This window comes from Micromonospora sp. HB375, from assembly GCF_017872985.1.
Lineage (GTDB): Bacteria > Actinomycetota > Actinomycetes > Mycobacteriales > Micromonosporaceae > Micromonospora > Micromonospora chalcea.
Genome location: NZ_JAGGJO010000001.1, coordinates 6368655 through 6393500, shown reverse-complemented (window position 1 = coordinate 6393500; position 24846 = coordinate 6368655). Strand labels below are relative to the sequence as shown.

The window sequence follows — 24846 nt, the reverse complement described above, 5'->3', positions numbered from 1 at the left end:
TCAGTCGTTCGACCAGGCGCGGGTGCACAGCACGAGGCGGTAGCCGTCCGGGTAGGCGAACGTGACACCCCACCTGTCCCAGTACGGGCCGGCGGAGACCCTGGTCCCGCCGGCCCGTTCGATTCTCGGGACCAGTTCGTCGTCGGGTGGTCCGTCGAGGTAGAGCACGAAGAGGTCCTCGCCGGTGGGGCGCGGCTCGACCGCGAGCGTCGAGCCGCCGACCAGCTCCAGGTGCCAGCCGGCCCCGGGTAGGCCGAGCATCACCAGGTCGCGGCTCGGGCGGGCGAGGCGTACGTGGGTGTCGGCGGTGATCGGCATGTGCGGGATCGTGCGACCTCATCCCGGGTTGAGGTCAAGCTTGACGCGTCTTGGCTAATAGCATTAGCTTTAGGGCTATGACAGTTAGCCAGGTGACGCGGGACGGCGGCACTATCGCGTACGAGGTGCACGGCTCGGGCCCGCTCGTGGTGCTCGCGCACGGCATGGGGGAGAACCGGGCCGCCTTCCGGCACCTGACGCCCCGGCTGGTCGCGGCCGGCTACCGGGTGGCGGCTGTCGACGCACGCGGGCACGGCGACTCCAGCCCGCGCTGGCCCACGTACGCCCCGGAGCACGTCGGCGGCGATCTGCTCGCCGTGGTGCGGGCGCTCGGCGGAGGCCCGGCCACCCTGGTCGGCAGCTCCTCCAGCGGCGCCGCAGTGGTCTTCGCCGCGGCCGAGGCGCCGGAGCTGGTCAGCGGCATCGTGCAGGTCAGCCCGTTCGTCGGCACGCCCAAGCCGAACCCGCTGATGCGGGCCGCGCAAGCCGTCGTGCTGCGCAGCCCTCGGCTGTTCGGGCTGTTCCACCGCACGCTGTTCCCCTGCGGGCGCCCGGCGGACGACGCCGCGTACCGCAAGGAGCTGGTCGCCAAGCTGCGCGGCCGGATGGCCGCCGTGCGCGGCGTGGTCGCGCCGGCCGACCCGCACTGGACCGCGCGGGCCCGCAACGTGAACCGGCCGGTGCTCGTGCTGATGGGCACCAAGGACCCGGACTTCCCCGACCCCGGCGCCGAGGCGCGGGCCGCGCGACGACTGTTCGCCGTCGCCGAGGCGCGCATGATCGCCGACTCCGGCCACTACCCGCACGCCGACCAGCCCGACGCCACCGCCGCCGACCTGGTCGAGTTCCTGGCGGTGACCGCGCGTGCCTAGGGCCGGCCTGACCCCGGCCACAGTCGTGCGGGAGGCGGCCGTGCTCGCCGACGAGGTCGGCTACGAGAAGCTGACGCTGGCCGCGCTCGCCGCCCGGCTCGGCGTCGCGCTGCCCAGCCTCTACAAGCACGTGCGCGGCGTGGACGCCCTGCACCAGCAGCTCGCCGTGCTCGCCACCGCCGAGATCGCCGACGTGCTCACCACCGCCGCCGCGGGCCGGGCCGGCGGCGACGCGTTGCGCGCCGTCGCCGCCGCCTACCGGGCGTACGCGCGGCAGCACCCCGGCCGCTACCCGGCCGCCCAGCGGGCGCCCGACCCGGCCGACGCCGAACACCTCGCCGCCGGTGAGCGCGCGGTCGGCGCGATCCGGGCGATCCTGCTCGGGTACGGCCTCGACGGCGACGACGCGATCGACGCGATCCGGATGTTCCGGGCCGCCGTACACGGCTTCGTCGCGCTGGAGGCGGCCGGCGGATTCGGGTTGCCCCGCGACACCGACCGTTCCTTCGACCAGCTGATCGCGGGCCTGGACCGCGCCTACCGTTCCTGGGGAGACCGATGACCGCGCTGCTGCTGGGCGTGATCTTCCTGCTGGAGCTGGCCCTGCTGGGCTCGGCCGGGTACTGGGGCTTCACGCTCGACGCCGGCTGGCCGCTGCGCCTGCTGGCCGGGCTCGGCGCGCCGCTGGTGATCGCCGTGGTGTGGGGACTGTTCTGCTCGCCGCGCGCCGCCGTGACGCTGCCCGACCCGGCCAAGCTCGCCGTCCAGGCCGCCTGCTTCCTCACCGGCGGCGTGCTGCTCGCCCTGGCCGGTCATGCCGTGCCCGGCGTGGCCCTGGTGGCCCTCTGGGCAGCCGACAAGGCCACGCTGACGCTGACCGGCACCCCGATCTGAGAGATCTTGGAAGAATTCGGCCCCTCTGGGGGCAGCCCCTCTGGGGGCCCTTTCCTTCCAAGATCTCGGAGCGCGGCGGAACAGCGGCGGGACTCTTTCCCGGAACGCCCGATTGGTCGTACCCTTCGCCGGTGACCGACGGCGACGAGCAGCCTCCCGGCCGGACGACGGACGGCGACGAGCATCGTCCCGCCGTCGATGCCGTCGATGCCGTCGATGCCGTCGATGCCGTCGATGCCGTCGATGCCGTCGACAAGGCGAGCGCCGCCGACGCGGTCGCGGCCAACCTCGGCGCCAACGCCGGCGCTGACGACACCCGCGCCGAGACCGCCCGCGCGGCTGACGCCGGCGCCGACAGCGCCGAGGTGGACGCCGCCGTTGACACCATTGCACCGGCACCGGCACCGGCACCGGCACCGGCACCGGCACCGGCACCGGCACCGGCACCGGCACCGGCACCGGCACCGGCACCGGCACCGGACGCGGCGTCGTTGCCGCACCTCGTCGCGGTACCCGCGCCGTACCCCGTACCAATGGCGCACGTGGGCGAGCCGACGCGGGCGGTGCGGAAACGGCGGCGCTGGCCGCTCTGGACCGCGCTCGGACTCGCGCTCGGCCTGGTGGCGGGCGCGGTGCCCGGCGTACTCCTGCGCGCGCCCGCGCCGGACGCGGCCGGACGGTCGGCCGCGAAGGGCGACCCGGGCACGGCGGCGCAGCGGCGGCTCGGCGAGCGGATGCTCGCGCTGCTGGACCGGCAGGCCACCGCGCTCGTCGGCGCCGACCGGGCCGGCTTCCTCGCCATCGCCGAACCGGCGGCGCGGCCGGCCCTGAGCCGGCGGTACGCGGCGCTGCGGGCGCTGCGCGTCACCGTGTGGCGGCCGGCCGCCGACGGGGTGCCGGAGGCGGCCGACGGGCAGCCCGGACAGTGGCGGCAGACGATCACAGTGGGGTACTGCTTCGTGGCGCCGGACTGCGCGCCGAGCACTGTGGAGCTGGACGCGCGCTGGCGGCTGGTGGGGGAGGAGCCCCGGCTGACCGCGCTGGAACCGTCCGGCACGGACCCGGCCGGCGTCCGGCCGTGGCAGGCGAACGACCTGGCCGTGACGGTCGGGAAGCGGGTGGTGGTGGCCACCACCACCGCCCAGCGGAGCAAGCTGCCCGGCCTGCTCGCCCAGGCCGAGGCGGCCGCCCGGGTCGCGGACCGGTACGCGGTCGGCGACGCGCGGCCGGACCGGTATCTCGTCTACTACGCCGGGAAGACCGAGTGGCGGCGCTGGTACGGCGGCGGCCGGCCGAAGTGGACCGCCGGGTACGCGGTCGGCGTCGGCGGTGGACGCCACGACGTCGTGCTCAACGCCCAGGCCCTCACCCCGGACGGCGTCGACGACCTGCTGCGGCACGAACTCACCCACGCCGCCTCGCTGCCCGACCGGGGGTACGCCGACCGCGCGGACTGGTGGCTGGTGGAGGGGCTGGCCGAGTACGCCGGGGCGGACGGCCAGCCGGTCCACCGCTACGAGGGCCTGACCGAGGTGCGCGATCTGCTGCGCGGCGGCTGGTCCGGGCGGCTGGAGGCGGTGGCGCCGGAGGCGGACGCGAGCGACAGCCGGGTCGGCGGCGCCTACGGCGTCGGCTATCTGGCCGTGCGGCACCTGGTCGACCGCTACGGCGAGCAGCGGATGCTCGACTTCTACCGGGCCGTGGTGCACGAGCGGCGGTCACCGGCGCAGGCCGCCGACGAGGTGCTCGGCGACCCGTGGTCGATGCTGCACGACGAGTGCGTCGCGTACGTGCGGGCCGTCGTCGGCTGACACGTCGACGCCGGTCGACGGGGTCGTAGCATGGGCCGGGTGGCCCGCACTCCCTCGCCGCGGCTGCCCGCGGCCCGCCGCCCCCGTCTCGTCACCGCGCTGCTCGCCGTCGTCGCCCTGACCGGCACGACCGCCGCCTCCTGCGGCGACGACGCCCCGGCGGTGACTGTCGCCGAGGTGGGCCGCGCCCCGGTCAGCGAGGTGATCGACGCGCCGGCCACAGTGACCGCACGGGCCGCGGCCACGCTCACCGCGCCCGCCGACGGCACGCTCGCCAGCCTGCGGGTCGCCCCCGGCGCGCGGGTCAGCCGCGGGCAGGTGCTCGCGGTGATCGACTCGCCGTCCGCCCGGGAGCGCCTGGCGCAGGCCCGGGAGGCGCTGCGCGCGGCGAAGCGGGTCGGCCGGGGCACCGGCACCGGTGACCTGGGCGGCAGCCGGCGGGGCACCGACCGGGCCGCCGACGAGGCGTTCGCCGCCGCCCGCGCCGCCGCGGGAAAGGTCGGCGACCCGCAGGTACGCGCCGCGCTGCTGCTCCAGGTCTCCTCGGCGCAGCGGCAGTACGAGTCGGCCGCCCGCGCCGCTGACCGGGCGGTCGCCCAGGTGCAGCGCGGGGTCGCCGGGCTGAACAGCGCCGTCGGCGCGCTGTCGGCCGCGCAGCGACTTCAGGCCCAGCAGGCGTACGACCTGGCGAAGGCGACTGTGGACGCGCTGACGCTGCGCGCGCCGATCTCCGGTGTGGTGCAGCCGGGCGGCACCCGGGCGGCGGCGCCGGCCGATCTGGCCGGGCTGCTCGGTGCGGCCGGTGGCGCTGCTGTGCCCGGTCTCGACCCGTCGGCGTTCGGCGCGGGCGGGCAGGGCGGACCGCCGCCCGGCGTGGACGACGCGATCCCGGCCGGTGGCCGGGTCACCGCCGGCACGCCGGTGCTCACTGTGGTGGACACCGGCCGGCTCGGCCTGCTCGCCGAGGTGGACGAGACGGACGTGCTGCTGGTGCGGGCGGGGGTGCCCGCGTCGGTCGAGCTGGACGCGGTGACCGGCGCGACGTACGACGCCACTGTGCGGTCGGTGGACGTGCTGCCGACCAGTTCGGCGCGGGGTGGCGTCACCTACCGGGTCCGGCTCGACCTCGGTGCCGGACGGATGGGTGAGGCCGAGGCCGCTCCGGCGCCCCGCCCCGGCATGAACGCGGTGGTACGCCTGCGGGTGCGGGAGGCCGCCGACGCGGTGGCGGTGCCGGCGTCGGCGGTGTTCTCCGCCGACGGGCGGGACGCGGTCTGGGTGTTGCGGGACGGCCGGGCCGACCGGGTGCCGGTGACGGTGGGCGTGCAGGGGCAGGACCTGGTGCAGATCGTCGACGGCGTACGGGCCGGCGACCGGGTGGTGGTACGTGGCGCCGACCAGGTCCGCGACGGCCAGGAACTCCCGTGACCGAACCGGCGATCGAGGCGGTCGACGTCTGGCGCACGTACGAGTTGGACGGCGTCTCGGTGTCCGCGCTGCGCGGGGTGTCGCTCACCATCGACCAGGGCGAGTACGTGGCGGTGATCGGCCCGTCCGGCTCGGGCAAGTCGACGCTGATGCACCTGCTCGGCGGGCTGGACCGGCCCAGCGGCGGCCGGCTGGTGATCGGCGGCCGGGACGTCACCACGCTCACCGCCCCGGAGCTGGCGACGCTGCGCAACGAGACGATCGGCTTCGTGTTCCAGGCGTTCCACCTGCTGGCTCGTACGTCGGCGGTGGACAACGTGGCGCTGCCGCTTGTCTACCGGGGCGTCGGGGCGCGGCAGCGGCGGGAGCGGGCGGCGGCGATGCTGGGCCGGGTCGGTCTCGGCCACCGGCTGCACCACCGGCCCAACCAGCTCTCCGGCGGCGAGCAGCAGCGGGTGGCGATCGCCCGCGCGCTGGTCACCGAACCGGCGGTGCTGCTCGCCGACGAGCCGACCGGCAATCTGGACAGTGCCACCGGCGAGGCGGTGCTGGAGCTGCTGGAACAGCTGAACGCCGAGTCCGGGGTGGCGCTGGTGATGGTTACCCACGACCAGGAGGTGGCCGCCCGGGCGCGCCGGCGGATCGCGGTGCGGGACGGCCTGATCCGCTCGGACAGCGCTCATGATCGACCGCCGTCGGACAGCTCCGGCGTACCTGCGACACTGGACCCCGCTCCCAGCGCGGAGCCCCGGTCCGTGTCCGGAAGCGGCCCGGGGCACCCGCCCGGTGGCTCCGGTGGCGCCGCCGGTGCCACCGGGCGCCTTCCGCGGCCCGGGGAGCGCCCTCGCGCCGAGCAGCGCCGTACGTGGACCGGTGAGGACGCGGGATGAGGCTGGCCGAGGCGTGGCGGGTGGCGTGGGACGCGCTTCGCGCCAACCGGCTGCGCAGCGTGCTGACCATGCTCGGGGTGATCATCGGGGTGGCCTCGGTGGTGATCCTGGTGGCCATCGGCACCGGCACCAAACAGCAGGTCGAGCAGCAGGTCGAGGGGCTCGGCTCGAACCTGCTGCTGGTGGTGCCGGGCCGGATCGAGGTGGGCAACGCGCCGGTGGTCTCGCCGCTGGACCTCAGCGACGCCGACGCCGTCTCCCGGGTGGTCGGCGACCCCGGCCGGGTCGCGGTGACAGTGGCCTCCGGCGCGACCGCCCGGGCCGGCAACCGGTCCGACTTCACCACCGTGCAGGGGGTGCTGGAGACAACGCCGTCGGTGTTCACCAGGTCGCTGTCGCGGGGCCGCTACCTGACCGGGGCGGACGTCGACACCAGCCGCCGGGTGGCGGTGCTCGGCGACTCGGTGGCCCGGGCGCTGTTCCCCGACCGGGACCCGCTCGGTCAGCAGGTCACGCTGGCCGGGGTGCGGTTCCGGGTGATCGGCGTCTTCGCGCCGCTCGGGCAGAGCCTCGGCGTGGACCGGGACGACGAGGTGCACGTACCGGTGACGGCGGCGCAACGGCTGTGGGGCACCCAGCGCATCGACGGCATCGCGGTGAAGGCGCCGGACCGGGAGCGGATCGACGAACTCGGCGAGCGGATCGTCGCGGAGCTGTCCCGCCGGCACCCGGACACCGAGTTCAGCGCCGTCACCCAGCGGCAGATCCTCGGCGTGCTCGGCGACATCCTGGGCGTGCTCACCGGTGTGCTGGCCGCCATCGCGGGCATCTCGCTGCTGGTGGGCGGCGTCGGCGTGTCCAACATCATGCTGGTCTCGGTACGCGAACGGACCCGCGAGATCGGCCTGCGCAAGGCGGTCGGCGCGCGTCCCCGGGACATCGGCGTGCAGTTCCTGCTGGAGGCGGTGCTGCTCACCTCGGTGGGCGGCCTGACCGGGATGGCGCTGGGCGTGGGCACCGCGCTGCTCGTGGACGCGTTCTCCCCGATCCCGGCGGCGATCACCTGGTGGTCGCTGGCGCTGGCGTTCGGCGTCTCCGCGGCGGTCGGCATCGTCTTCGGCGTGGTGCCGGCGCAGCGGGCCAGCCGGCTCGACCCGGTGGTGGCGCTGCGCGCCGAGTAGGCGTTACGGACGAGACACCCGTCCGGGCGAAAAACCCCTGGTGGACATCGGGTGAACGGCTGTCCCGCCATGATCAAAGGGTGGAAGGGATCGCGCAGGTCACAGCCGTCCCGCTACCGTACTGGTTACACGCGCGTCGCTCGTCGAGGCGGGAGCACCTGCCCGGTGACACGCGCCGGGCACGGGAATGGGTCGGTGAGCCATGGCCGGGTCGCAGTCCGACGCACGGCTGTCGGATGTCAGGTTCCTGACCGTCGCCGAGGTGGCGACGGTCATGCGGGTCTCCAAGATGACTGTCTATCGTCTCGTGCACAGCGGTGAGCTGACCGCGGTGCGGGTCGGCCGCTCGTTCCGGGTGCCCGAGCACGCCGTGCACGAATACCTCCGGGGCGCCTTCCAGGAGTCCGCCTGAGCACTCGGCGGGCCGGTCCGCCGAGTGCGACGAAAAGGGGCATCGACGGGGGCGCGTTGGTCCTGCTGACGCACTCCGGTTAGGCTGGACCACGACCGTGATCGCCCTCTGGTGTGCCCTGCCCACCACGCTGGTCCGGTCCGTTGTCCGCAAGCGGTCAAGACGCCACCGGCGGTGGCGTCTTCCGGTCCGCCCCGAACGTTGCATCGAAAGGCTGTCGTATGGGCTCGGTGGTCAAGAAGCGCCGCAAGCGCATGGCTAAGAAGAAGCACCGCAAGCTGCTGCGCAAGACCCGCGTCCAGCGTCGCCGTCTCGGCAAGTGACCGGGGCCGGGCACTGGCCCGGCACCCGGCACCACTTGCCAACTGTCGACCCTCGGAGGCTCAGGTGATCAGGCCGTGGACGTCCCGGCTCGATCCCGCCTGCCGCGCAAGGCGCACGACATGACCCCCGGTGACACCTCCGGTGCCCCGGGGGTCGTCGTCGTGACCGGGGTCGGTCGCTGGCTCGGCGCGCACGTCGCCGCGCGGCTCGCCGCCGACCCGCGGATCGAGCGGGTCATCGGGGTCGATCCGGCGCCGCCCAACCCCGAGCTGGCCGACCTGCTCACCGACGTGGAGCGGGTCCGTCTCGACCTCGACTCGCTCGGCGGTCTCCTGGCCGACCTCGACGTCGACGCCGTGGTGCACCTCGCGCTCGTCACGTCCCCCGACCCGCAGCAGGGCGGCCGGTCGGCGATGAAGGAACAGAACGTCATCGGCACGATGCAGATGCTCGCCGCCGCGCAGCGCGCGCCCCGGCTGCGCAAGCTCGTGGTCCGATCGTCCACCGCCGCGTACGGGGTGTCGTTCCGCGATCCGGCCGTCTTCACCGAGGAGACCGAGCCGCGCGAGGTGCCGCGCGGCGGTTTCGGCCGCGACATACTCGACATCGAGGGGTACGTCCGCGGGTTCCGCCGCCGCCGGCCCGACGTCACCGCGACCGTGCTGCGCTTCGCGCCGTTCATCGGGTACGCCGCCGACACCACGCTCACCCGCTACTTCTCCCAGCCGGTGGTGCCCACCGTCTTCGGCCGTGACCCGCGCCTGCAGTTCGTGCACTTCGACGACGCGCTGGAGGTGCTGCACCGGTCGGTCGCCGAGGACCACCCGGGCACGTACAACGTCGCCGGGCCGGGCGTGCTGTCGCTGTCGCAGGCGATCCGCCGGGCCGGCCGGGTGGCGGTGCCGGTGCTGGAACCGGGCCTGGCCGGGGTCGCCGCGATCGCCCGTAGCCTGGGCTTCGGCCGGTACGGCCTGGACCAGGTGGACCTGTTCGTGCACGGCCGGGTGGTGGACACCAGCCGGCTGGAGCGGGAGTTCGGCTTCACGCCCCGCTCGACCGCCGCCGCGTTCGAGGACTTCATCCGCGCCCACCACGGCGGCGTCGTGGTGACCCGGGACCAGTTGGCCGCGGCCGAGCGGTTGGTGCTGGAGAGTATCCGGCAGGTCCGCTCGACCGTACGGGAGCGTTCGTGACCAGCCCGGAGGAGCGGCGCGACGCGCGCTACGACGTACCGCTGGACGTGCCCGGGCCGGGCGCGGAGCCGGCACGGCGCAACGGACACCGCCGGGTGACCGCGCCGTCCGCCCGCCCGGCCGCGCCGGTCGAGCCGGACACCTCCGCCGACGAGCCCGGCACCCCGGCCGGGTCGGCCGCCCCGGGTCCGGCCGCGCACCGCCCGACGGCCGAGAAGACGGTGGCCAAGAAGACCGTGGCCAAGAAGACGGTCGCGAAGAAGGCCGTGGCGAAGAAGGCCGTGGCCGGCGACGCGCCGGCCGGTGACACGCCGCCCGGACCGGCGGTGGCCGACCGGCCGGGCGACCACTGGGACCGCAAGGTGGCCCAGGGCCTGGCGTTCCTGCGGCGGCGGCTCGCCGGTGACTACGAGGTCGACGAGTTCGGCTTCGACCCCGACCTGACCGACGCGGTCGTCCACCCGCTGGTCCGGCTGCTCTACCGGGACTGGTTCCGCACCGAGGTCAGCGGCATCGAGCACGTACCGGCCGAGGGCGCGGGCCTGGTCGTGGGCAACCACTCCGGCACCGTGGCGCTCGACGCGCTGATCCTCTCCACCGCGCTGCACGACCGGCACCCGGCGCGCCGCTACCTGCGGCTGCTCGGCGCCGACCTGGTCTTCCGGATGCCCGTCGTCTCCGAGATAGCCCGCAAGACCGGCGGCACCGTCGCCTGCAACCCGGACGCGGAGCGGCTGCTCGGCAACGGCGAACTGGTGGGCGTGTTCCCGGAGGGCTTCAAGGGGGTCGGCAAGCTCTACTCCGACCGCTACAAGCTCCAGCGCTTCGGCCGGGGCGGATTCGTCTCCGCCGCGCTGCGCACCGGCACGCCGATCGTGCCGGTCGCGATCGTCGGCGGCGAGGAGATCTACCCGATGCTCGCCGACATCAAGCCCCTCGCGCGGCTGCTCAAACTGCCGTACTTCCCGGTCACGCCGACGTTCCCCTGGCTCGGGCCGCTGGGCATGGTGCCGCTGCCGAGCAAATGGCTGATCGAGTTCTGCCCGCCGATCCCGACCGCGCACCTGCGTGACTCCGCCGACGACCCGCTCGTGGTGTTCAACCTCGCCGACCAGGTGCGCGAGACGATCCAGCAGACGCTGCACAAGCTGCTCGAACGCCGCCCCGACCCGTTCGGGCCCTGAGCGAACGCGCGCCGGCTCAGGCCTCGCGGTGGCGGCGCCGGTGCAGCGCCAGGCCGGCCGTGACCGCGCCGGCCAGCAGCCCGGCGGCGGCGGTGGAGGGCACGGCGATGCGTACGGCCCGCCGCCCGGTGCGGAAGTCGCGCACGTCCCAGCCCCGCTCGCGGGCCTGCCGCAGCAGCGCCGGATCGGGATTCACCGCGACCGCACGGCCGACGGCGGAGAGCATCGGCAGGTCGTTCGCCGAGTCGCTGTAGGCCGCGCAGCGGGCCAGGTCCAGCCCTTCCACGGCGGCGAGCTGGGTCACCGCCTCGGCCTTCGCCGGCCCGTGCATCAGGTCACCGACCAGCCGCCCGGTGTACGCGCCGTCGACCACCTCGGCCACCGTGCCGATCGCGCCGGTCAGGCCGAGCCGGGCGGCGATCACCCGGCCGATCTCCACCGGGGCGGCGCTGACCAGCCAGACCCGCTCGCCCGCGTCGAGGTGACGCTGAGCCAGGCGGCGGGTGCCGGCCCAGATGCGCGGGGCCATCAGCTCGTCGAAGATCTCGTCGGCGAGACGCTCGATGTCGTCCACCCGCCAGCCCTGCACGAACGCGAGCGCTGCCTCCTTGGCCTGGGACATGTCGCCCGCGTGCTCGGTGGCGAGCAGCCGGAACCGGGCCTGCTGCCAGGCGAAACGGGCCAGGTCACCGGTGGTGAAGTACTTCCGGGCGGCCAGCCCGCGGGCGAACCAGTAGATCGAGGCGCCCTGCATCATCGTGTTGTCCACGTCGAAGAAGGCGGCGGCGGTGGGGTCCGGCGGGATCGTGGTCGCGGGCGCCGACGGGGCCTCCGACCAGCCGGTGGTGTGCCCGTGCGCGTCGGTGCTGACGGTCACCTTCCGGGTTCCGGCCACGGTGACCTCCCTGCCTCGACGACCGCGTACGCCCTCCGCGTCGAGCGTATCCGGCACGGTGTGACGGGTGGGTGTCCGCCGGGAGAAGTGTGGCGCGGTCGGCGTACGCGCTCAGCGGTCGGCCGGGCAGGCCGCCGGGGCGGGCCCGAGCGCGTCGCTGGCCTGTGGCGCGGGCAGTCCGCAGGCGATCGCCTCGCGCAGCGCGTCGGCGCGCTTGCCGGCCGCGTCGAGCAGCGCCAGCGAGCGGCGGGTGCGGTCCCGCTCGGCGTGGTCGGGCCGGTCCAGCAGGCCGCTGACCACCCGGCGCTGGCCGGCCAGGAACGTGTCCACCGCGTCCAGCGCCACCGGGTCGGAACGCTGCGCCGCGACCGTGGTCAGCAGGCGTACGCCCTGCCGGGTGTCCGCGTCCATGTCGTCCAGGACGGCGCTGAAACCGAGCCGGTCGCCGCGCACCGAGGCGGCCTCGTCCAGCCGGGTGCGGGCGAAGTCGAGGAAGAGCTGCCCACGGCTGATGTCCGAGCTGGCGAGCGCGAGCTGGGCGCGCTCGGTGGAGCGCTTCATGCCGTACAGGGCGTCACCGGGCAGCGCGTTCTCGCTGGCGGCGGAGATGCCGGAGAGGGCGACCGCGCCGGCGGCCACGCCGACCAGGATCGCGCCCCGGGCCCGCGCCCGACGTCCGGTGATCGCGGGCAGCAGCGTTCCGCGTACCCCGGTGGTGGTCTTGGCCGGAGTGCCGACGCCCTCACGTTCGGCGGTGGCCACGAGCATCGCCCGCAGTCCGGTGCGGAACTCGGCGTCCACCTCGACGTCGGGCCGTTCGGCGCTGAGCCGGCGGCTCACCTCGACGAGCGCGGTGAGTTCACCGTCCGCCTTGGACCGGACGTGGTGCCGGCGTCCGCCGTTGGCCTCGTCGAGGAGTTGCGCGAAGCGCTCGGCTCGCCGACGGGAGAAGAGGTCGCTGTCCACCGCGGCACCCCCTCTCGCTGGTCACGGCCGGGCGGCCGTCGTCGTCACCAGCGACCGGTGGCAGCGTGTGGCACCGAGTCGACCGGAACGGCCGACCCGACCCGCCGGACCGGGTGGCCCGGGGGACGCCGGGACAACCACTGGTCGCACCCGGAGAAACGGACCGCGCCGGTCGCCGGTTACGGCTGGGACGGCGGCGAAATCACCAAGAGTGATCGGCCTGCGTGGGGCGTCGGGCACGCGACAGCGCCCGGCGGTGGCGCCGGTGAGGAAACGGGACGGTGGCTGCCGGTCAGGAGTGGAAGCCGTCGGGCAGCAGGCGGGCCAGTGCCCGTACCGCGCGGTACTGGAGGGCCTTGATGGCGCCCTCGTTCTTGCCCATGGCACGGGCCGTCTCGGCCACCGAGAAGCCCTGGAGGAACCGCAGCACGATGCACTCCTGCTGCTCCGGGTTGAGCTGCTTGACGGCGGTGAGCAGGGCGACGTTGGTGATGTGCTCCACCACCGCCGCCTCCGGGCTGCCCTCCGGACCGCGGTCCTCCCGGTCGGCGTCGAGGACGTCGCCGGTGGTCACCTCCAGCCGGTAGCGCCCCGACTTGAAGTGGTCGGCGACCAGGTTGCGGGCGATGGTGACCAGCCAGGCGCCGAGGTCGCGCCCCTGCCAGGTGAAGCTGCCGATCCGCTTGAGCGCGCGCAGGAACGTGTCGGAGGTGAGGTCCTCGGCGAGCTGGCGGTTGCCGACCCGGAAGTAGACGAACCGGAAGACGGTGTCGACGTACCTGTCGTAGATCAGGCCGAACGCCTCGGACTCGCCGGCCTGCGCGCGTTCGACGAGCGTCCACACCTCGGTGGCCGGGTCGGACGGGTCGGGGCGGCTGGGGAATCCGGTGGCGGGCGTGGCGGCCGGCACGGCGGGCAGGACGGCGGTGTCGCCTGTGGTCACCGCCGGCAGGATCGCGGTCTCCGCGGCCGACGGCTCCGCGCCGGTGGCCGCGTCACCGCGCCGGGCCTGGGCCGGCATGGTCGGGCGGGCCGGGCTGCCGAGGCGGCCGGCCGCGGGTTTCGCGTTGCCGCCGGGCGTCGCGGGACGCGCCGGCGCCTCGTTCGTGTGGTGCGCGCGGCTGCGTACGCGCCGCCCCTCGCCGCGTACCGCGAGCTGGCTCTCGGCGCTGCGTGGAGGCGGGTCCGCGCGCTCGTTGAGCGGGTTGCGCTGGGTCGGGCCGGTGACGCCGGCCGGCCGTTCGGCGTAACCGAAGGTGGTCACCGCGCCTCCCCGGTCCGAGTGGGCAGCGACCGCACCGGGCGCCACTGTGGTGCCGGGGGACCGGGTGGAACCCGGCCGGGCACGGCCGGGTCGGGACGTGCCGACGGGCGGCAGATCCCCTTGAGGTGCTGGTCCAATGCGCTGACGGGCACGGGGGCCTCCTCGGGCTGAGGGGTGTCGACTCACGGCAAATGGGGTGAGCCGACCCGAGTGATGATAGGGCCAACGTCACCCACGCGTGGCAAGTCCGTTACACAGAGCGGAAGTATTTCCCGCCGGATCGCACGAATGGCGGACCCGTTGTCCGTCGCGTGTGGTTGACTTTCGCGCCGGATCGTGGTCCGCAGTGGAAAGTCCTGGTCGGAGCAGATTTTCTTTCCGCTCGGCGTGTCGCGAGGGCGGCTCGCACGGGCCGCCCCGGATCGCTCGGCTCGTGCCGCTGGAGATCGTTATCCCGCGCTCGGGAATCCCACCGTACTGCATTCCCAGTCCCGTGTGGCGGACCCGGTGCCGTGTCCGGGCATGGTCCGGCGGACGCCGCTGTGCCAGACTCAGCCACCGTGCAGGACGTCGCCGAAAGCTCCGCGCCGAACCTCGCCGACCGGCTCCGCCGGGCCGCCACCGAACGGGGCGACCGGGCCGCGCTGCGCTGGCGCGAGCGGACGCTCACCTGGTCCGAGCTGGACGACGCGGTCACCGCCACCGCCCGCGCGCTGCTCGCCGACGCGCCGCCGGCCGCCGGACCGGGACATCCGCCCCGGGTGGCTGTCGCGTTCGGCAACACCCCGGACTTCGTGGTCACCTACCTCGCCGCGCTCCGGGCCGGCCTGGTCGCCGTACCGGTCAACCCCGCGCTCACCGCCCGCGAGCTGCGGCACGTGCTCACCGACTCCGGCGCGACGGTGCTGGTCGGCGCCCCCGAGGTGACCGCCCGGGTGGACCGCGCCGAGCTGCCCGGGCTGCGCGCCGTGCACACCGCGCCGCCGGTACGCGGCGACACCGGGCCGGACGGGTTCCCGGCCCGCGCCGGCGACGACCTCGCCGTCCTGCTCTACACCTCCGGCACCGAGGGACGGCCCAAGGGCGCGATGCTGTCGCACCGCGCGCTCGCCGCCAACCACGACCAGACCGACCGGATCGAGCCGCCGGTGGTCGGCCCCGACGACGTCGTGCTGCTCGCGCTTCCGCTGTTCCACGCGTACGGGCTGAACACGGTGCTCGGCGCCGTGGTGCGGCACGGCGCGACGGGTGTGCTCGTCGACGAGCCCGGCCCGTCCGGGGCGCTGGACGAGATCGCCCGGCACCGGGTCACGGTGCTCGTCGGCGTACCGTCGATGTTCCTGACCTGGGCCGAGGCGGAGCGTGACCCGGCCGCGGCGCTCGCCTCGGTGCGCGTCGCGGTGTGCGGCGCGGCGCCGCTGCCGCCGGCCGTCGGGGCGCGCTTCACCGAGTTGACCGGGCACCCGGTGCACGTCGGCTACGGGCTCACCGAGACCGCGCCGGTGCTCACGTCGACGCTCGTCGGCGGCGAGCCGAAACCCGGCTCGATCGGCCGTCCGCTGCCCGGCGTCGAGCTGCGCCTGACCGGCGCCGACGGCGTCGAGCTGTGGCGCGACGGCGCGCCCGCCGACGCCCCCGACGAGGACGAGATGGACCTCTCCGACGAGCTGGCCGGCACCGACCCCGGGCAGATCGTGGTACGCGGGGAGAACCTGTTCGCCGGTTACTGGCCGGACGGGCGGGGCGGGCCGGACCCGGACGGCTGGTGGGCCACCGGCGACGTCGCGTACGCCGACGGCGACGGCGACCTGTTCCTGGTCGACCGGCTCGGCGAGCTGATCCTGGTAAACGGCTTCAACGTCTACCCGCACGAGGTGGAGCTGGTGCTCCAGGCGCACCCCGGGGTGGCCGAGTCGGCGGTCCTCGGCGTGCCGCACCCGCGGACCGGCGAGACTGTGCGGGCGTACGTGGTCCGGGCGGCCGGTTCGCCGGTGACGGCTGACGAACTGCTCGCCCACTGCGCGCGTAACCTGGCCCGGTTCAAGTGCCCGACCGCCGTCGAGTTCGTCGACAGCCTGCCGTACTCGGCGATCGGGAAGGTGCGCAAGACCGAGCTGCGCCCGGCACCCGTGGTGCCGTCGCCGGCGTCGCCGACCGAGATCCGCACGGAGGTATCCGATGTCCAGTGACCCGAGGCTCATCCTGATCACCCGGCCCGGCTGCCACCTGTGCGACGACGCGAAGGCCGCGCTCGACCGGGTGGTCGCGGTCACCGGCGACCGGTGGGTGGAGCGGGACGTCACCGGCGACCTGGAGATGGAGCGCGACTACGGCGACCGGCTGCCGGTGGTGCTGCTCGACGGCAAGGAACACGGGTACTGGCGGGTCGAGGAGGACCGGCTGCTGCGCGACCTGACCACGCCGCAGCTCTAGCCTTAGAGTGCTCGGGTGACGGGTATGCGACGCCACCTCGTGTGGGACTGGAACGGAACGCTCCTCGACGACCTCGACCTGGTGGTCCAGGCCACGAACGTGGCCTTCGCCAGCGCCGGCGGGCCGGCGGTCACCGCGGCCGAGCACCGGGTCCGGTTCCGGCGGCCGATCGCCGACTACTACGCCGAGATGCTCGGCCGGGCCGTGGACGCCGAGGCGTTCGGCACGCTGGACCGGGTCTTCCACGACGCCTACCGGGCCGGGCTGACCACCTGCGCCCTGGCCGCCGACGCCACCACCGCGATCGAGTCCTGGGAGGGCAGCCAGTCGCTGCTGTCCATGTGGTTCCACGACGAGCTGGTGCCGACGGTGCACACGTACGGGCTGACGCCGCACTTCCGCCGGGTGGACGGGCTGCGTGCCACAGTCGGCGGCGGGCACAAGGCCGAGTGGCTGGAGAAGCACCTGGCCGAGCTGGGGCTGGGCGGCCACGAGGTGGTGCTGATCGGCGACTCGCTCGACGACGCCGACGCGGCCGCCTCGGTCGGCGCCCGCTGCGTCCTCTACACCGGTGGCCTGTCCGACCCGGACCGGCTGCGCGGCAGCGGCCACCCGGCCGCCGACACGCTCACCGAGGCGGTGACGCTGGCCCGCACGCTCGCCTGACCCGGCCCGGTCAGGCGCGCAGGTGGGCCAGGACGGCCAGGACACGGCGGTGGTGCGTGGTCGCGTCCGGCGGCAGGTCGAGCTTGGTGAAGATGTTGCGGACGTGCTTCTCGACCGCGCCGTCGCTGACCACCAGCGCCCGGGCGATGGCGGTGTTCGAGCGGCCCTCGGCCATCAGCGCCAGCACCTCGCGCTCGCGCGGGGTCAGCGACGCCAGCGGGTCGTCGCGCCGCCGACGGACCAGCAACTGGCTGATCACCTCCGGGTCGAGCACGGTGCCGCCGGCGGCCACCCGGGCCAGGCCGTCCAGGAACTCGTCGATCGCGGCGACCCGGTCCTTGAGCAGGTAGCCGATGCCGCCGCCGGCCCCGCCCGCGGTGTCCAGCAGGTCGTCGGCGTACGACACCTCGACGTACTGGGACAGCACCAGGATCGGCGTACCCGGCACCCGGCGGCGGGCCTCCACCGAGGCGCGCAGTCCCTCGTCGGTGTGTGAGGGCGGCATCCGCACGTCCACCACCGAGACGTCGGGCCGGTGCGCCACCACCGCCTCGATCAGCGCGTCACCGTCACCGACGGCCGCCACCACCTCGTGCCCGTACTCGGTCAGCAGCCGGATCAGCCCCTCCCGGAGCAGTACGGCGTCGTCCGCGATCACCACCCGCATGGGTCCGGTGTCTATCACGCCCCGACCCGGTGGTCCGGGTCACCTCGGTAGTTCGGCGTGGACCCGGGTCGGGCCGCCGGCCGGGCTGGTCACCTCCAGCGTGCCGCCGGCCGCCCGGACCCGGTCGGCGATGCCGTTGAGCCCGTGGCCCTTGGCCAGGTGCGCGCCGCCGACGCCGTCGTCGGTGACGGTGATCTCCAGCCGGCCCACCTTCCGGGTGACCTCCACCCGGCAGGCGTTCGCCCGGCTGTGCTTCGACACGTTCGTCAGCGCCTCGGCCACCACGAAGTACGCGGTGCTCTCCAGCCCCGGGTCGAGCCGGCCGGCGGCGGTGCCCAGGTCGTCGTCCACCACCAGTTCGGTCGGCACCAGCGCCCGGGCGGCCAGCGCGGCGAGCGCGCTGGGCAGGCCCCGGTCGACCAGGATCGGCGGCGCGATGCCCCGGGACAGCGCGCGCAGCTCGTCCAGCGTCTCCCGGGTCTGGGCCACTGCCTCGTCGAGCGTCTGCCGGGCCGCGTCCGGGTTGTCGGCGAGCTGGTGGCGGGCCCGGCCGAGGTCCATGGCGAGCCGGACCAGCCGCTGCTGCGGGCCGTCGTGGATGTCGCGCTCCAGCCGGCGCAGCGCGACCGCCTCGGCCGAGGCGGCGGCGCGCTTCTGCTCCTCCAGCGTGATGATCCGCTGCCGCATCTCGGCCACGCCGGTGAGCAGCGAGTACGCCAGCCCGGCCTGCAGGCGGGCGCAGCCGCGCGCCACCAGCGGGAGCGTGAACAGGGCGAACAGCCCGATCGCGGTGTTCAGGGCGATCCGCGCGCCGGCGCCGTCACCCATTCCGAGGAGCTGGCTCAGGTCCTGGTTGTCGACGCCGCGCGGGATGGCCCAGTCGTAGACGACGTAGAGCGTGCCGCCCAGGGCCAGCACCCACCAGACCACCAGCAGCACGAACGTGGGCAGGGCCACCAGCAGCCGGACGAACGCGTGCAGCAGGTCGAGCCACGACTGCGCGTCCCGGATCGGGGTGAACACCCGCCGCCAGAACCCGGCGCCCGGCTCCGGCCGGCGGTAGACCGGGCGTACCCGGGGCCGGTCCAGCACCGCGGCGAGCCGGAGCCGCTCGATGTCGGCCAGCCCACGGGCGGCGTAGAGGAAGCCGGCGAGGATCGGCAGGCCGAGCGTGGTCACCAGCAGCCCGGCGCTGAGTGAGATCCCCACCACCGCGAGCACGAAGCCGACGATCGCCAGCGGGAAGCCCACGAGTGCGTAGGTGGTGTCGCGGGCGAGGCGGCGCAGCAGCCCGTGGACGGGGGACAGCGGAGTGGGCGCGGTGGCCAGTGGTGCGGCGGTCATGGTTCGAGGCTATGGGCGCGTGCCCCGCCGACCCATCCCGCACGCTGGCCTCTTGGGGGTGGGGTTCTCCCTACTGCAAAACGTGAGACTCGCCTCGCCACGCCGGTGACGGAGCGCTACGAGCCGCGCGCGATTGGTCAGGGAAGTCGGGATTGAGCAATAATCGCCACGCGCCGCCAAGGGAGGCGGTCGATCGATCTTGCGGGAATGGAGGGGCAGGTGAAGGCGCGTCGCGAGCTTTCAAGATCGCGATTTGTGCACCTCTTCACAAGCGCCTACTCTGTAGTTCCGACGCGCCCTGCTAGCACAGCCGGCAATCTCGGTCGCCAGCGGGAGTCCCGAAACGACCGGCCCCCGTCGCTGGTCGAGGATCGCACCGCACGGAGTCTCATGAGTCAGCACCGTCAACCAGGCGCGCCCGGCCGCACCGGTGCCGTACCGGCGCTTCCGGACCTGCCCGAGGCGACCGTGTCCCGGCTCCCGGAATACCTGCGTGCGCTGCACACGCTCGCCGACTCCGGGCACGAGACGGTGTCCAGCGAAGGGCTCGCCAACGCGGCAGGCGTCAACTCCGCGAAGCTCCGCAAGGACCTGTCCCACCTCGGCTCGTACGGCACCCGGGGCGTCGGCTACGACGTGGCGCTCCTGGTCGACCAGATCTCCTCGGTGCTCGGCCTCACCCAGTGCCGGGCCGTCGCGCTCGTCGGCGTCGGTAACCTCGGTCACGCGCTGGCCGGCTACGACGGCTTCGCCAACCGCGGCTTCCGTATCGCCGCGCTCCTCGACGCCGACCGGTCCCGGGTCGGCGAGCGGATCAACGGACTCGTCGTCCAGCACATCGACGACCTGCCCCAGGTGGTCGCCGAGGAATCGATCTCGATCGGCGTCATCGCCACGCCCGCCCCGGCCGCCCAGGCGGTCGCCGATCAGCTGGTCGCCGTCGGCGTGACGAGCATCCTCAACTTCGCGCCCTGCGTACTCTCGGTCCCGGACGGGGTCGACGTGCGCAAGGTCGACCTCGCCATCGAGCTGCAGATCCTGTCCTTCCACGAGCACCGCAAGGCGTCGCTGACCGCGCTCCCCGCCACCGGCGGGACCGCCCTCACCGCCCTGCCCGGCGGACTCGCGGCCACCGACACCCAGGAGGCGATCGGCACGTGAAACTGCTCGTCGTCGGCGCGTCCTACCGCACCGCCCCGGTCGCCACCCTGGAACAGCTCGCCGTCCCGCCCGCCGACCTCACCCGGACGCTGGACCGCCTGATCGCCCAGCCGTACGTCGCCGAGGCCGTCCTGGTCTCCACCTGCAACCGGGTGGAGGTCTACGCCGCCGTCTCCGGGTTCCACGGCGGACTCGGCGACATCTGCGCGGTCCTGGCCGATCAGGCCGGCTGCCAGCCGGCGGCGCTCGCCCCGCACCTCTACGTGCACTACGACGCCGCCGCCGTGGACCACGTCTTCCGGGTGGCCGCCGGGCTCGACTCGATGGTGGTCGGCGAGGCGCAGATCCTCGGCCAGCTCCGCGACGCCTACCACTCCGCCGGTGGCGCCGACTCGGCCGGCCGCCTGCTGCACGAGCTGATGCAGCAGGCGCTGCGGGTCGGCAAGCGCGCGCACGCCGAGACCAACATCGACCGGGCCGGGCAGAGCGTCGTCACCGCCGCGCTCGACCTCGCCGCCGAGATGCTCGACGGCGAGCTGGCCGGGCGGCCCGCGATGATCGTCGGCGCGGGCGCGATGGGCTCGCTGGGCGTGGCCACGCTGTCCCGGCTGGGCGCCGGCCCGCTCACCGTGACCAACCGGGGCGCCGCCCGTGCCGTCCGGCTCGCCGAGTCGTACGGCGCGTCCGCCGTGCCGATGGCCGAGCTGATCACCGCGCTCGCCGACGTCGACGTCGTGGTCGCCGCCACCGCCGCCACCGAGCCGGTGCTCACCCGCGACGTGGTGACCCGGGCACTGGCCCGCCGGGACGCCGACCGCGGCCCGCTGGTCCTGCTCGACCTGGCCGTACCGCGCGACGTCGAGCCCGGCGTCGCCGAGCTGCCCGGCGTCGAGGTCGTCGACATCGACCGGATGGCCGCCGTGCTCGCCGACGGGCCGGCCGCCGCCGACGCCGCCGAGGTGGCCCGGATCGTCGCCGGTGAGGTCGAGTCGTTCCTGAGCTGGCTGCGCGGCGCCGACGTGGCGCCGACGGTGGCCGCCCTGCGCGGCCGGGCCGACGACGTGGTCGCCACCGAGCTGCGCCGGCTCGGTCAGCGCCGCCCCGACCTCAGCGACGACCAGCGCGCCGAGGTGGCCCGGACCGTGCACCGGGTCGTCCAGCGGCTGCTGCACCAGCCGACCGTACGGGTCCGCCAGCTCGCCGCCGAGCCCGGCGGCGACCAGTACGCGGCGCTGCTGCGCGAGCTGTTCGACCTGGACGTTCCGCAGACGTCCCCGGTCGACACCGTTCCCGACGTGGTCGCCACCGATCTCGACGGGCGGCCGTCGTTCGACGCCGCCGACATCCCGCCCACCGGAGGTGCGCGATGACCGCCCCACTGCGCCTCGGCACCCGGGGCAGCGCCCTGGCGATGGCCCAGTCCGGCCACGTGGCCGAAGCCCTCACCGCGGCCACCGGCCGCCCGGTCGAGCTGGTCGAGGTGGTGACCGCCGGGGACAAGTCGACCGCCCCGGTGCAGCGACTCGGCGTCGGCGTGTTCGTGTCCGCGCTGCGCGACGCGCTGACCGCCGGTGAGATCGACTTCGCCGTCCACTCGTACAAGGACCTGCCCACCGCGGCGGCGCCCGGCCTGCACGTCGCGGCCGTGCCGCCCCGGCAGGACCCGCGCGACGCGCTGGTGGCCACCGACGGCCGTACGCTCGCCGAGCTGCCGCCCGGCGCCCGCGTCGGCACCGGCGCGCTGCGCCGGATCGCCCAGCTGCACGCGCTGGGCATGCAGTTGGAGGTCACCCCGATCCGGGGCAACATCGACACCCGGCTCAGCCGGGTGCTCGGCCCGGACGCCGACCTCGACGCCGTCGTGCTGGCCCGGGCCGGGCTCAACCGGATCGGCCGCGCCGACGTCATCACCGAGACGCTCGACCCGATGCTCATGCTGCCCGCGCCCGCTCAGGGCGCGCTGGCCGTCGAGTGCCGGGCCGACGACCAGGACGTGATCGAGATGCTCGCGCTGCTCGACCACGAGCCGTCCCGCGCCGCGATCACCGCGGAACGGGCGCTGCTGGCCACCCTGGAGGCAGGATGCAGCGCACCCGTGGCCGCGTACGCCGTCCTCGCCGAAGGCGAGCCCACCGACGAGGGCGACGTGATTCAGGAGATCTACCTGCGCGGTGCGGTGATCAGCCCGGACGGTTCGCGTGACCTCCGGCTGTCCCGCACCGGAACGCCCGCCGACGCGGCGGAGATCGGCAAGGCACTCGCCGCCGAACTCCTCGAACTCGGCGCCGACTCGATCCTCGGCCAGGACGCACAGGCCGGCCCGGGGACCCAGCAACTTGGGAGCACAGAATGACCCGCACCCGTAAGCCCGTAGGCCAGATCGCTTTCGTCGGGGCCGGTCCCGGCGACCCCGGCCTGCTGACCCGCCGGGCGCTGGACGCCCTGGTCGAGGCCGACCAGGTGGTCTACGACCGGGGCGTACCCGAGTCGCTCCTGGCGCACGTACGCGCCCAGGCCCGGCCCGACGCCGAGTTCAGCCCCGCCGAGGGCGTGCCGGGGGACGTGGCGAAGGTGCTGATCTCCGCGGCCCGGTCCGGGCAGAACGCCGTGCACCTGGTCGCCGGTGACCCGTTCGGCCACGACTCGGTGGTCAAGGAGGTGCAGGCGGTCGCGCGTACCGCAGCGCACTTCGAGGTGGTGCCGGGCGTCGGCCAGGCCGAGGGCGTCGCCACGTACGCGGGGGTCCCGCTGCCGGGCGTACGCACCGCCGCCGACGTCGAGGACGTCACCGCGCTGGACTTCGAGGCGCTCGCCACCGCCGTCGGGCGGGGTTCGCTGGCGCTCGCTGTGGACGCCGGTGACCTCGCCGCCGTCCGGGACGGGCTGCTGGCCGCCGGCGTCGACGGCACCACAGCGGTGGGGGTGACCGGCGACGGCACCGGCGAGACGCAGTACACCACCACGTCGACTGTCGACTCCTTCGTCGCGGCGGCGCTCGGCTTCACCGGCCGGGTGGTGCTCACCGTCGGCGCGGCCGTCACCGACCGCGACAAGCTGAGCTGGTGGGAGAACCGCCCGCTGTACGGCTGGAAGGTGCTGGTGCCCCGCACCAAGGAGCAGGCCGGCGTGATGAGCGCCCGGCTGCGCGCGTACGGGGCGATCCCGTGCGAGGTGCCGACCATCGCGGTCGAGCCGCCGCGTACCCCGGCGCAGATGGAGCGGGCGGTCAAGGGCCTGGTCGACGGTCGGTACGCCTGGGTGATCTTCACCTCGGTCAACGCGGTCCGGGCGGTGTGGGAGAAGTTCGCCGAGCACGGCCTCGACGCCCGTCACTTCGGCGGCGTCAAGATCGCCTGTATCGGTGACGCCACCGCCGAGGCGGTCCGCGCGTTCGGCATCCAGCCGGAGCTGATCCCCTCCGGGGAGCAGTCCTCCGAGGGCCTGCTGGCCGAGTTCTCGCCGCACGACGAGGTCCTCGACCCGGTCGGCCGGGTGCTGCTGCCGCGCGCCGACATCGCGACCGAGACGCTTGCCGCCGGGCTCACCGAGCGGGGCTGGGAGGTCGACGACGTGACCGCGTACCGGACGGTGCGGGCGGCCCCGCCGCCGGCCGAGATCCGCGACGCGATCAAGTCGGGTGGGTTCGACGCCGTGCTGTTCACCTCGTCGTCCACGGTGCGGAACCTCGTCGGTATCGCCGGGAAGCCGCATGCGCGCACGGTTGTTGCAGTGATCGGGCCCAAGACGGCGGAGACCGCCACCGAGTTCGGCCTGCGGGTCGACGTGCAGCCGCCGCACGCCTCGGTGCCCGACCTGGTGGAGGCGCTCGCCGCCTACGCCGTCGAACTGCGGGAGAAGCTCGCCGCCATGCCGGCGAAGCAGCGCCGGGGCTCCAAGGTGCAGGGCCCGACCGCCCTGAGGTTCCGCTGACAGGAGGCTCCCTCATGCCGTACCCCGAGATCCGGCCCCGCCGGCTGCGTCGCAACGCGGCCGTGCGGCGGCTGGTCTCCGAGACCCGCGTCGACCCGGCCGAACTGGTCGTGCCGATGTTCGTCAAGGAGGGGCTGACCGAGCCGAGGGCGATCGCGTCGCTCCCGGGAGTGCTCCAGCACTCCCGGGACTCGCTGCGCAAGGCCGCCGTCGAAGCGGTCCAGGCCGGGGTCGGCGGGATCATGCTGTTCGGGGTGCCGGCGACGCGCGACGAGACCGGCTCCGGCGGTGTCGACCCGGCGGGCATCCTGAACGTGGCGATCCGGGACGTGGTCGCCGAGGTCGGTGACGCGACTGTGGTGATGAGCGACCTCTGCCTGGACGAGTTCACCTCGCACGGGCACTGCGGCCTGCTCACCCCGGACGGCGGGGTCGACAACGACGCCACGCTCGCCGCGTACGCCGACATGGCGGTGGCCCAGGCCGCCGCCGGGGTCCACGTGGTCGGCCCGTCCGGGATGATGGACGGCCAGGTCGGCGTGGTCCGCAAGGCGCTCGACGCCGCCGGGCACCAGGACGTCTCGGTGCTCGCGTACGCGGTGAAGTACGCCTCCGCCTTCTACGGCCCGTTCCGCGACGCGGTGGAGTCGGCGCTGGAGGGCGACCGGCGTACCTACCAGCAGGACCCGGCGAACCTGCGCGAGTCGCTGCGCGAAGTCGAGCTGGACGTGGCCGAGGGCGCCGACATGGTGATGGTGAAGCCCGCGCTGCCCTACCTCGACGTGGTGTCGGCGGTCCGGGCCGCGGTGGACGTCCCGGTCGCCGCCTACCAGGTCTCCGGCGAGTACGCGATGGTCGAGGCGGCCGCCGCGAACGGCTGGATCGACCGGGAGCGGGTGATGCTGGAGACGCTCACCTCGATCCGCCGGGCCGGTGCGCAGATCATCCTCACCTACTGGGCGGTCGAGGCGGCCCAGCTGCTGCGCGAGCGCTACTGACCCTCGCCCGGCCGC

At 74.5% G+C, this 24846-nt stretch carries 25 protein-coding genes; 19 read left to right on the top strand and 6 right to left on the bottom strand.

Going from position 1 to position 24846, the window contains the following annotated elements; genetic code table 11:
• On the bottom strand, positions 1-318 hold the full coding sequence (locus J3R08_RS28430; protein ID WP_064446684.1) for a hypothetical protein: 318 nt from the start codon (positions 316-318) through the stop codon (positions 1-3).
• Positions 319-395: 77 nt separating this feature from the next.
• Between J3R08_RS28430 and J3R08_RS28425 the strand changes: the two genes are divergently transcribed.
• The 11 genes from J3R08_RS28425 to J3R08_RS28375 all read left to right on the top strand — a co-directional run bounded on the left by J3R08_RS28425 (position 396) and on the right by J3R08_RS28375 (position 10507).
• Positions 396-1190 carry an alpha/beta fold hydrolase gene (locus J3R08_RS28425; RefSeq protein WP_209963387.1) on the top strand — a complete coding sequence of 265 codons (795 nt, stop codon included), beginning with the start codon at positions 396-398 and terminating at the stop codon, positions 1188-1190.
• The gene (locus tag J3R08_RS28420) at positions 1183-1752 is read left to right on the top strand and encodes a TetR-like C-terminal domain-containing protein (protein ID WP_069087782.1); all 570 of its coding nucleotides are present in this window, start codon (positions 1183-1185) and stop codon (positions 1750-1752) included. Before J3R08_RS28425 ends, J3R08_RS28420 begins: the two co-directional genes overlap by 8 nt.
• The gene (locus J3R08_RS28415) at positions 1749-2084 is read left to right on the top strand and encodes a YrdB family protein (RefSeq protein WP_064446681.1); all 336 of its coding nucleotides are present in this window, start codon (positions 1749-1751) and stop codon (positions 2082-2084) included. Before J3R08_RS28420 ends, J3R08_RS28415 begins: the two co-directional genes overlap by 4 nt.
• 131 nt (positions 2085-2215) lie before the next feature.
• Positions 2216-3895, top strand: a complete 1680-nt coding sequence (locus tag J3R08_RS28410) for a hypothetical protein (protein WP_209963386.1) — start codon at positions 2216-2218, stop codon at positions 3893-3895.
• A gap of 30 nt (positions 3896-3925) precedes the next feature.
• On the top strand, positions 3926-5323 hold the full coding sequence (locus J3R08_RS28405; protein WP_209963382.1) for an efflux RND transporter periplasmic adaptor subunit: 1398 nt from the start codon (positions 3926-3928) through the stop codon (positions 5321-5323).
• Entirely contained in the window at positions 5320-6213 is an 894-nt protein-coding gene (locus tag J3R08_RS28400; protein WP_209963379.1) for an ABC transporter ATP-binding protein, read from the top strand. Before J3R08_RS28405 ends, J3R08_RS28400 begins: the two co-directional genes overlap by 4 nt.
• Entirely contained in the window at positions 6210-7394 is a 1185-nt protein-coding gene (locus J3R08_RS28395; protein WP_209963377.1) for an ABC transporter permease, read from the top strand. The genes J3R08_RS28400 and J3R08_RS28395 overlap by 4 nt, the downstream gene beginning before the upstream one ends.
• A gap of 202 nt (positions 7395-7596) precedes the next feature.
• Positions 7597-7806 (top strand): helix-turn-helix domain-containing protein, encoded by a 210-nt coding sequence (locus tag J3R08_RS28390; protein ID WP_013288759.1) that lies wholly within the window; start codon positions 7597-7599, stop codon positions 7804-7806.
• Positions 7807-8027: 221 nt separating this feature from the next.
• Positions 8028-8129, top strand: coding sequence for a 30S ribosomal protein bS22 (locus tag J3R08_RS28385; protein WP_007465623.1), 102 nt, complete (start codon positions 8028-8030; stop codon positions 8127-8129).
• Between the two features lie 120 nt (positions 8130-8249).
• Positions 8250-9323, top strand: coding sequence for an NAD-dependent epimerase/dehydratase family protein (locus J3R08_RS28380; RefSeq protein ID WP_064446676.1), 1074 nt, complete (start codon positions 8250-8252; stop codon positions 9321-9323).
• Between the two features lie 281 nt (positions 9324-9604).
• On the top strand, positions 9605-10507 hold the full coding sequence (locus J3R08_RS28375; protein ID WP_051611579.1) for a lysophospholipid acyltransferase family protein: 903 nt from the start codon (positions 9605-9607) through the stop codon (positions 10505-10507).
• Between the two features lie 16 nt (positions 10508-10523).
• On the opposite strand, the gene J3R08_RS28370 is transcribed toward J3R08_RS28375, so the two are convergent.
• The 3 genes from J3R08_RS28370 to J3R08_RS28360 form a co-directional block, all read right to left on the bottom strand.
• The gene (locus tag J3R08_RS28370; protein WP_043328083.1) at positions 10524-11402 is read right to left on the bottom strand and encodes an HAD family phosphatase; all 879 of its coding nucleotides are present in this window, start codon (positions 11400-11402) and stop codon (positions 10524-10526) included.
• 111 nt (positions 11403-11513) lie between these two features.
• The gene (locus tag J3R08_RS28365) at positions 11514-12368 is read right to left on the bottom strand and encodes a DUF5667 domain-containing protein (protein ID WP_064446675.1); all 855 of its coding nucleotides are present in this window, start codon (positions 12366-12368) and stop codon (positions 11514-11516) included.
• A 292-nt stretch (positions 12369-12660) separates the two neighbouring features.
• Positions 12661-13632, bottom strand: coding sequence for an ECF subfamily RNA polymerase sigma factor, BldN family (locus J3R08_RS28360; RefSeq protein ID WP_043328086.1), 972 nt, complete (start codon positions 13630-13632; stop codon positions 12661-12663).
• A gap of 512 nt (positions 13633-14144) precedes the next feature.
• On the opposite strand from J3R08_RS28360, the gene J3R08_RS28355 reads away from it, so the two are divergent.
• The 3 genes from J3R08_RS28355 to J3R08_RS28345 are packed head-to-tail and all read left to right on the top strand — an operon-like array spanning position 14145 to position 16731.
• On the top strand, positions 14145-15821 hold the full coding sequence (locus tag J3R08_RS28355) for an AMP-binding protein (protein ID WP_209963373.1): 1677 nt from the start codon (positions 14145-14147) through the stop codon (positions 15819-15821).
• Complete coding sequence (locus J3R08_RS28350) at positions 15811-16065, top strand: glutaredoxin family protein (RefSeq protein WP_013288752.1); 255 nt, start codon at positions 15811-15813, stop codon at positions 16063-16065. The genes J3R08_RS28355 and J3R08_RS28350 overlap by 11 nt, the downstream gene beginning before the upstream one ends.
• Positions 16066-16089: 24 nt before the next feature.
• Positions 16090-16731 carry an HAD family hydrolase gene (locus tag J3R08_RS28345; RefSeq protein WP_013475152.1) on the top strand — a complete coding sequence of 214 codons (642 nt, stop codon included), beginning with the start codon at positions 16090-16092 and terminating at the stop codon, positions 16729-16731.
• Between the two features lie 10 nt (positions 16732-16741).
• Here the strand turns inward: J3R08_RS28345 and J3R08_RS28340 are convergent, their stop codons facing one another.
• Both J3R08_RS28340 and J3R08_RS28335 read right to left on the bottom strand, forming a co-directional pair.
• A complete protein-coding gene (locus J3R08_RS28340; RefSeq protein ID WP_209963371.1) occupies positions 16742-17398 on the bottom strand; it encodes a response regulator transcription factor in 657 nt (218 codons plus the stop codon).
• A gap of 39 nt (positions 17399-17437) precedes the next feature.
• Entirely contained in the window at positions 17438-18742 is a 1305-nt protein-coding gene (locus J3R08_RS28335; protein ID WP_209963368.1) for a sensor histidine kinase, read from the bottom strand.
• Positions 18743-19132: 390 nt separating this feature from the next.
• Between J3R08_RS28335 and J3R08_RS28330 the strand changes: the two genes are divergently transcribed.
• The 5 genes from J3R08_RS28330 to hemB are packed head-to-tail and all read left to right on the top strand — an operon-like array spanning position 19133 to position 24831.
• Positions 19133-19903 (top strand): redox-sensing transcriptional repressor Rex, encoded by a 771-nt coding sequence (locus J3R08_RS28330; RefSeq protein WP_043328093.1) that lies wholly within the window; start codon positions 19133-19135, stop codon positions 19901-19903.
• Positions 19900-21273 (top strand): glutamyl-tRNA reductase, encoded by a 1374-nt coding sequence (locus J3R08_RS28325; protein ID WP_043328095.1) that lies wholly within the window; start codon positions 19900-19902, stop codon positions 21271-21273. The genes J3R08_RS28330 and J3R08_RS28325 overlap by 4 nt, the downstream gene beginning before the upstream one ends.
• Positions 21270-22256 (top strand): hydroxymethylbilane synthase, encoded by a 987-nt coding sequence (gene hemC, locus J3R08_RS28320; RefSeq protein ID WP_064446671.1) that lies wholly within the window; start codon positions 21270-21272, stop codon positions 22254-22256. Before J3R08_RS28325 ends, hemC begins: the two co-directional genes overlap by 4 nt.
• Complete coding sequence (locus tag J3R08_RS28315) at positions 22253-23833, top strand: uroporphyrinogen-III synthase (protein ID WP_174536474.1); 1581 nt, start codon at positions 22253-22255, stop codon at positions 23831-23833. The genes hemC and J3R08_RS28315 overlap by 4 nt, the downstream gene beginning before the upstream one ends.
• Before the next feature lie 14 nt (positions 23834-23847).
• The gene (gene hemB, locus J3R08_RS28310) at positions 23848-24831 is read left to right on the top strand and encodes a porphobilinogen synthase (RefSeq protein WP_043328097.1); all 984 of its coding nucleotides are present in this window, start codon (positions 23848-23850) and stop codon (positions 24829-24831) included.
• The last annotated feature ends 15 nt before the right edge of the window (positions 24832-24846 follow it).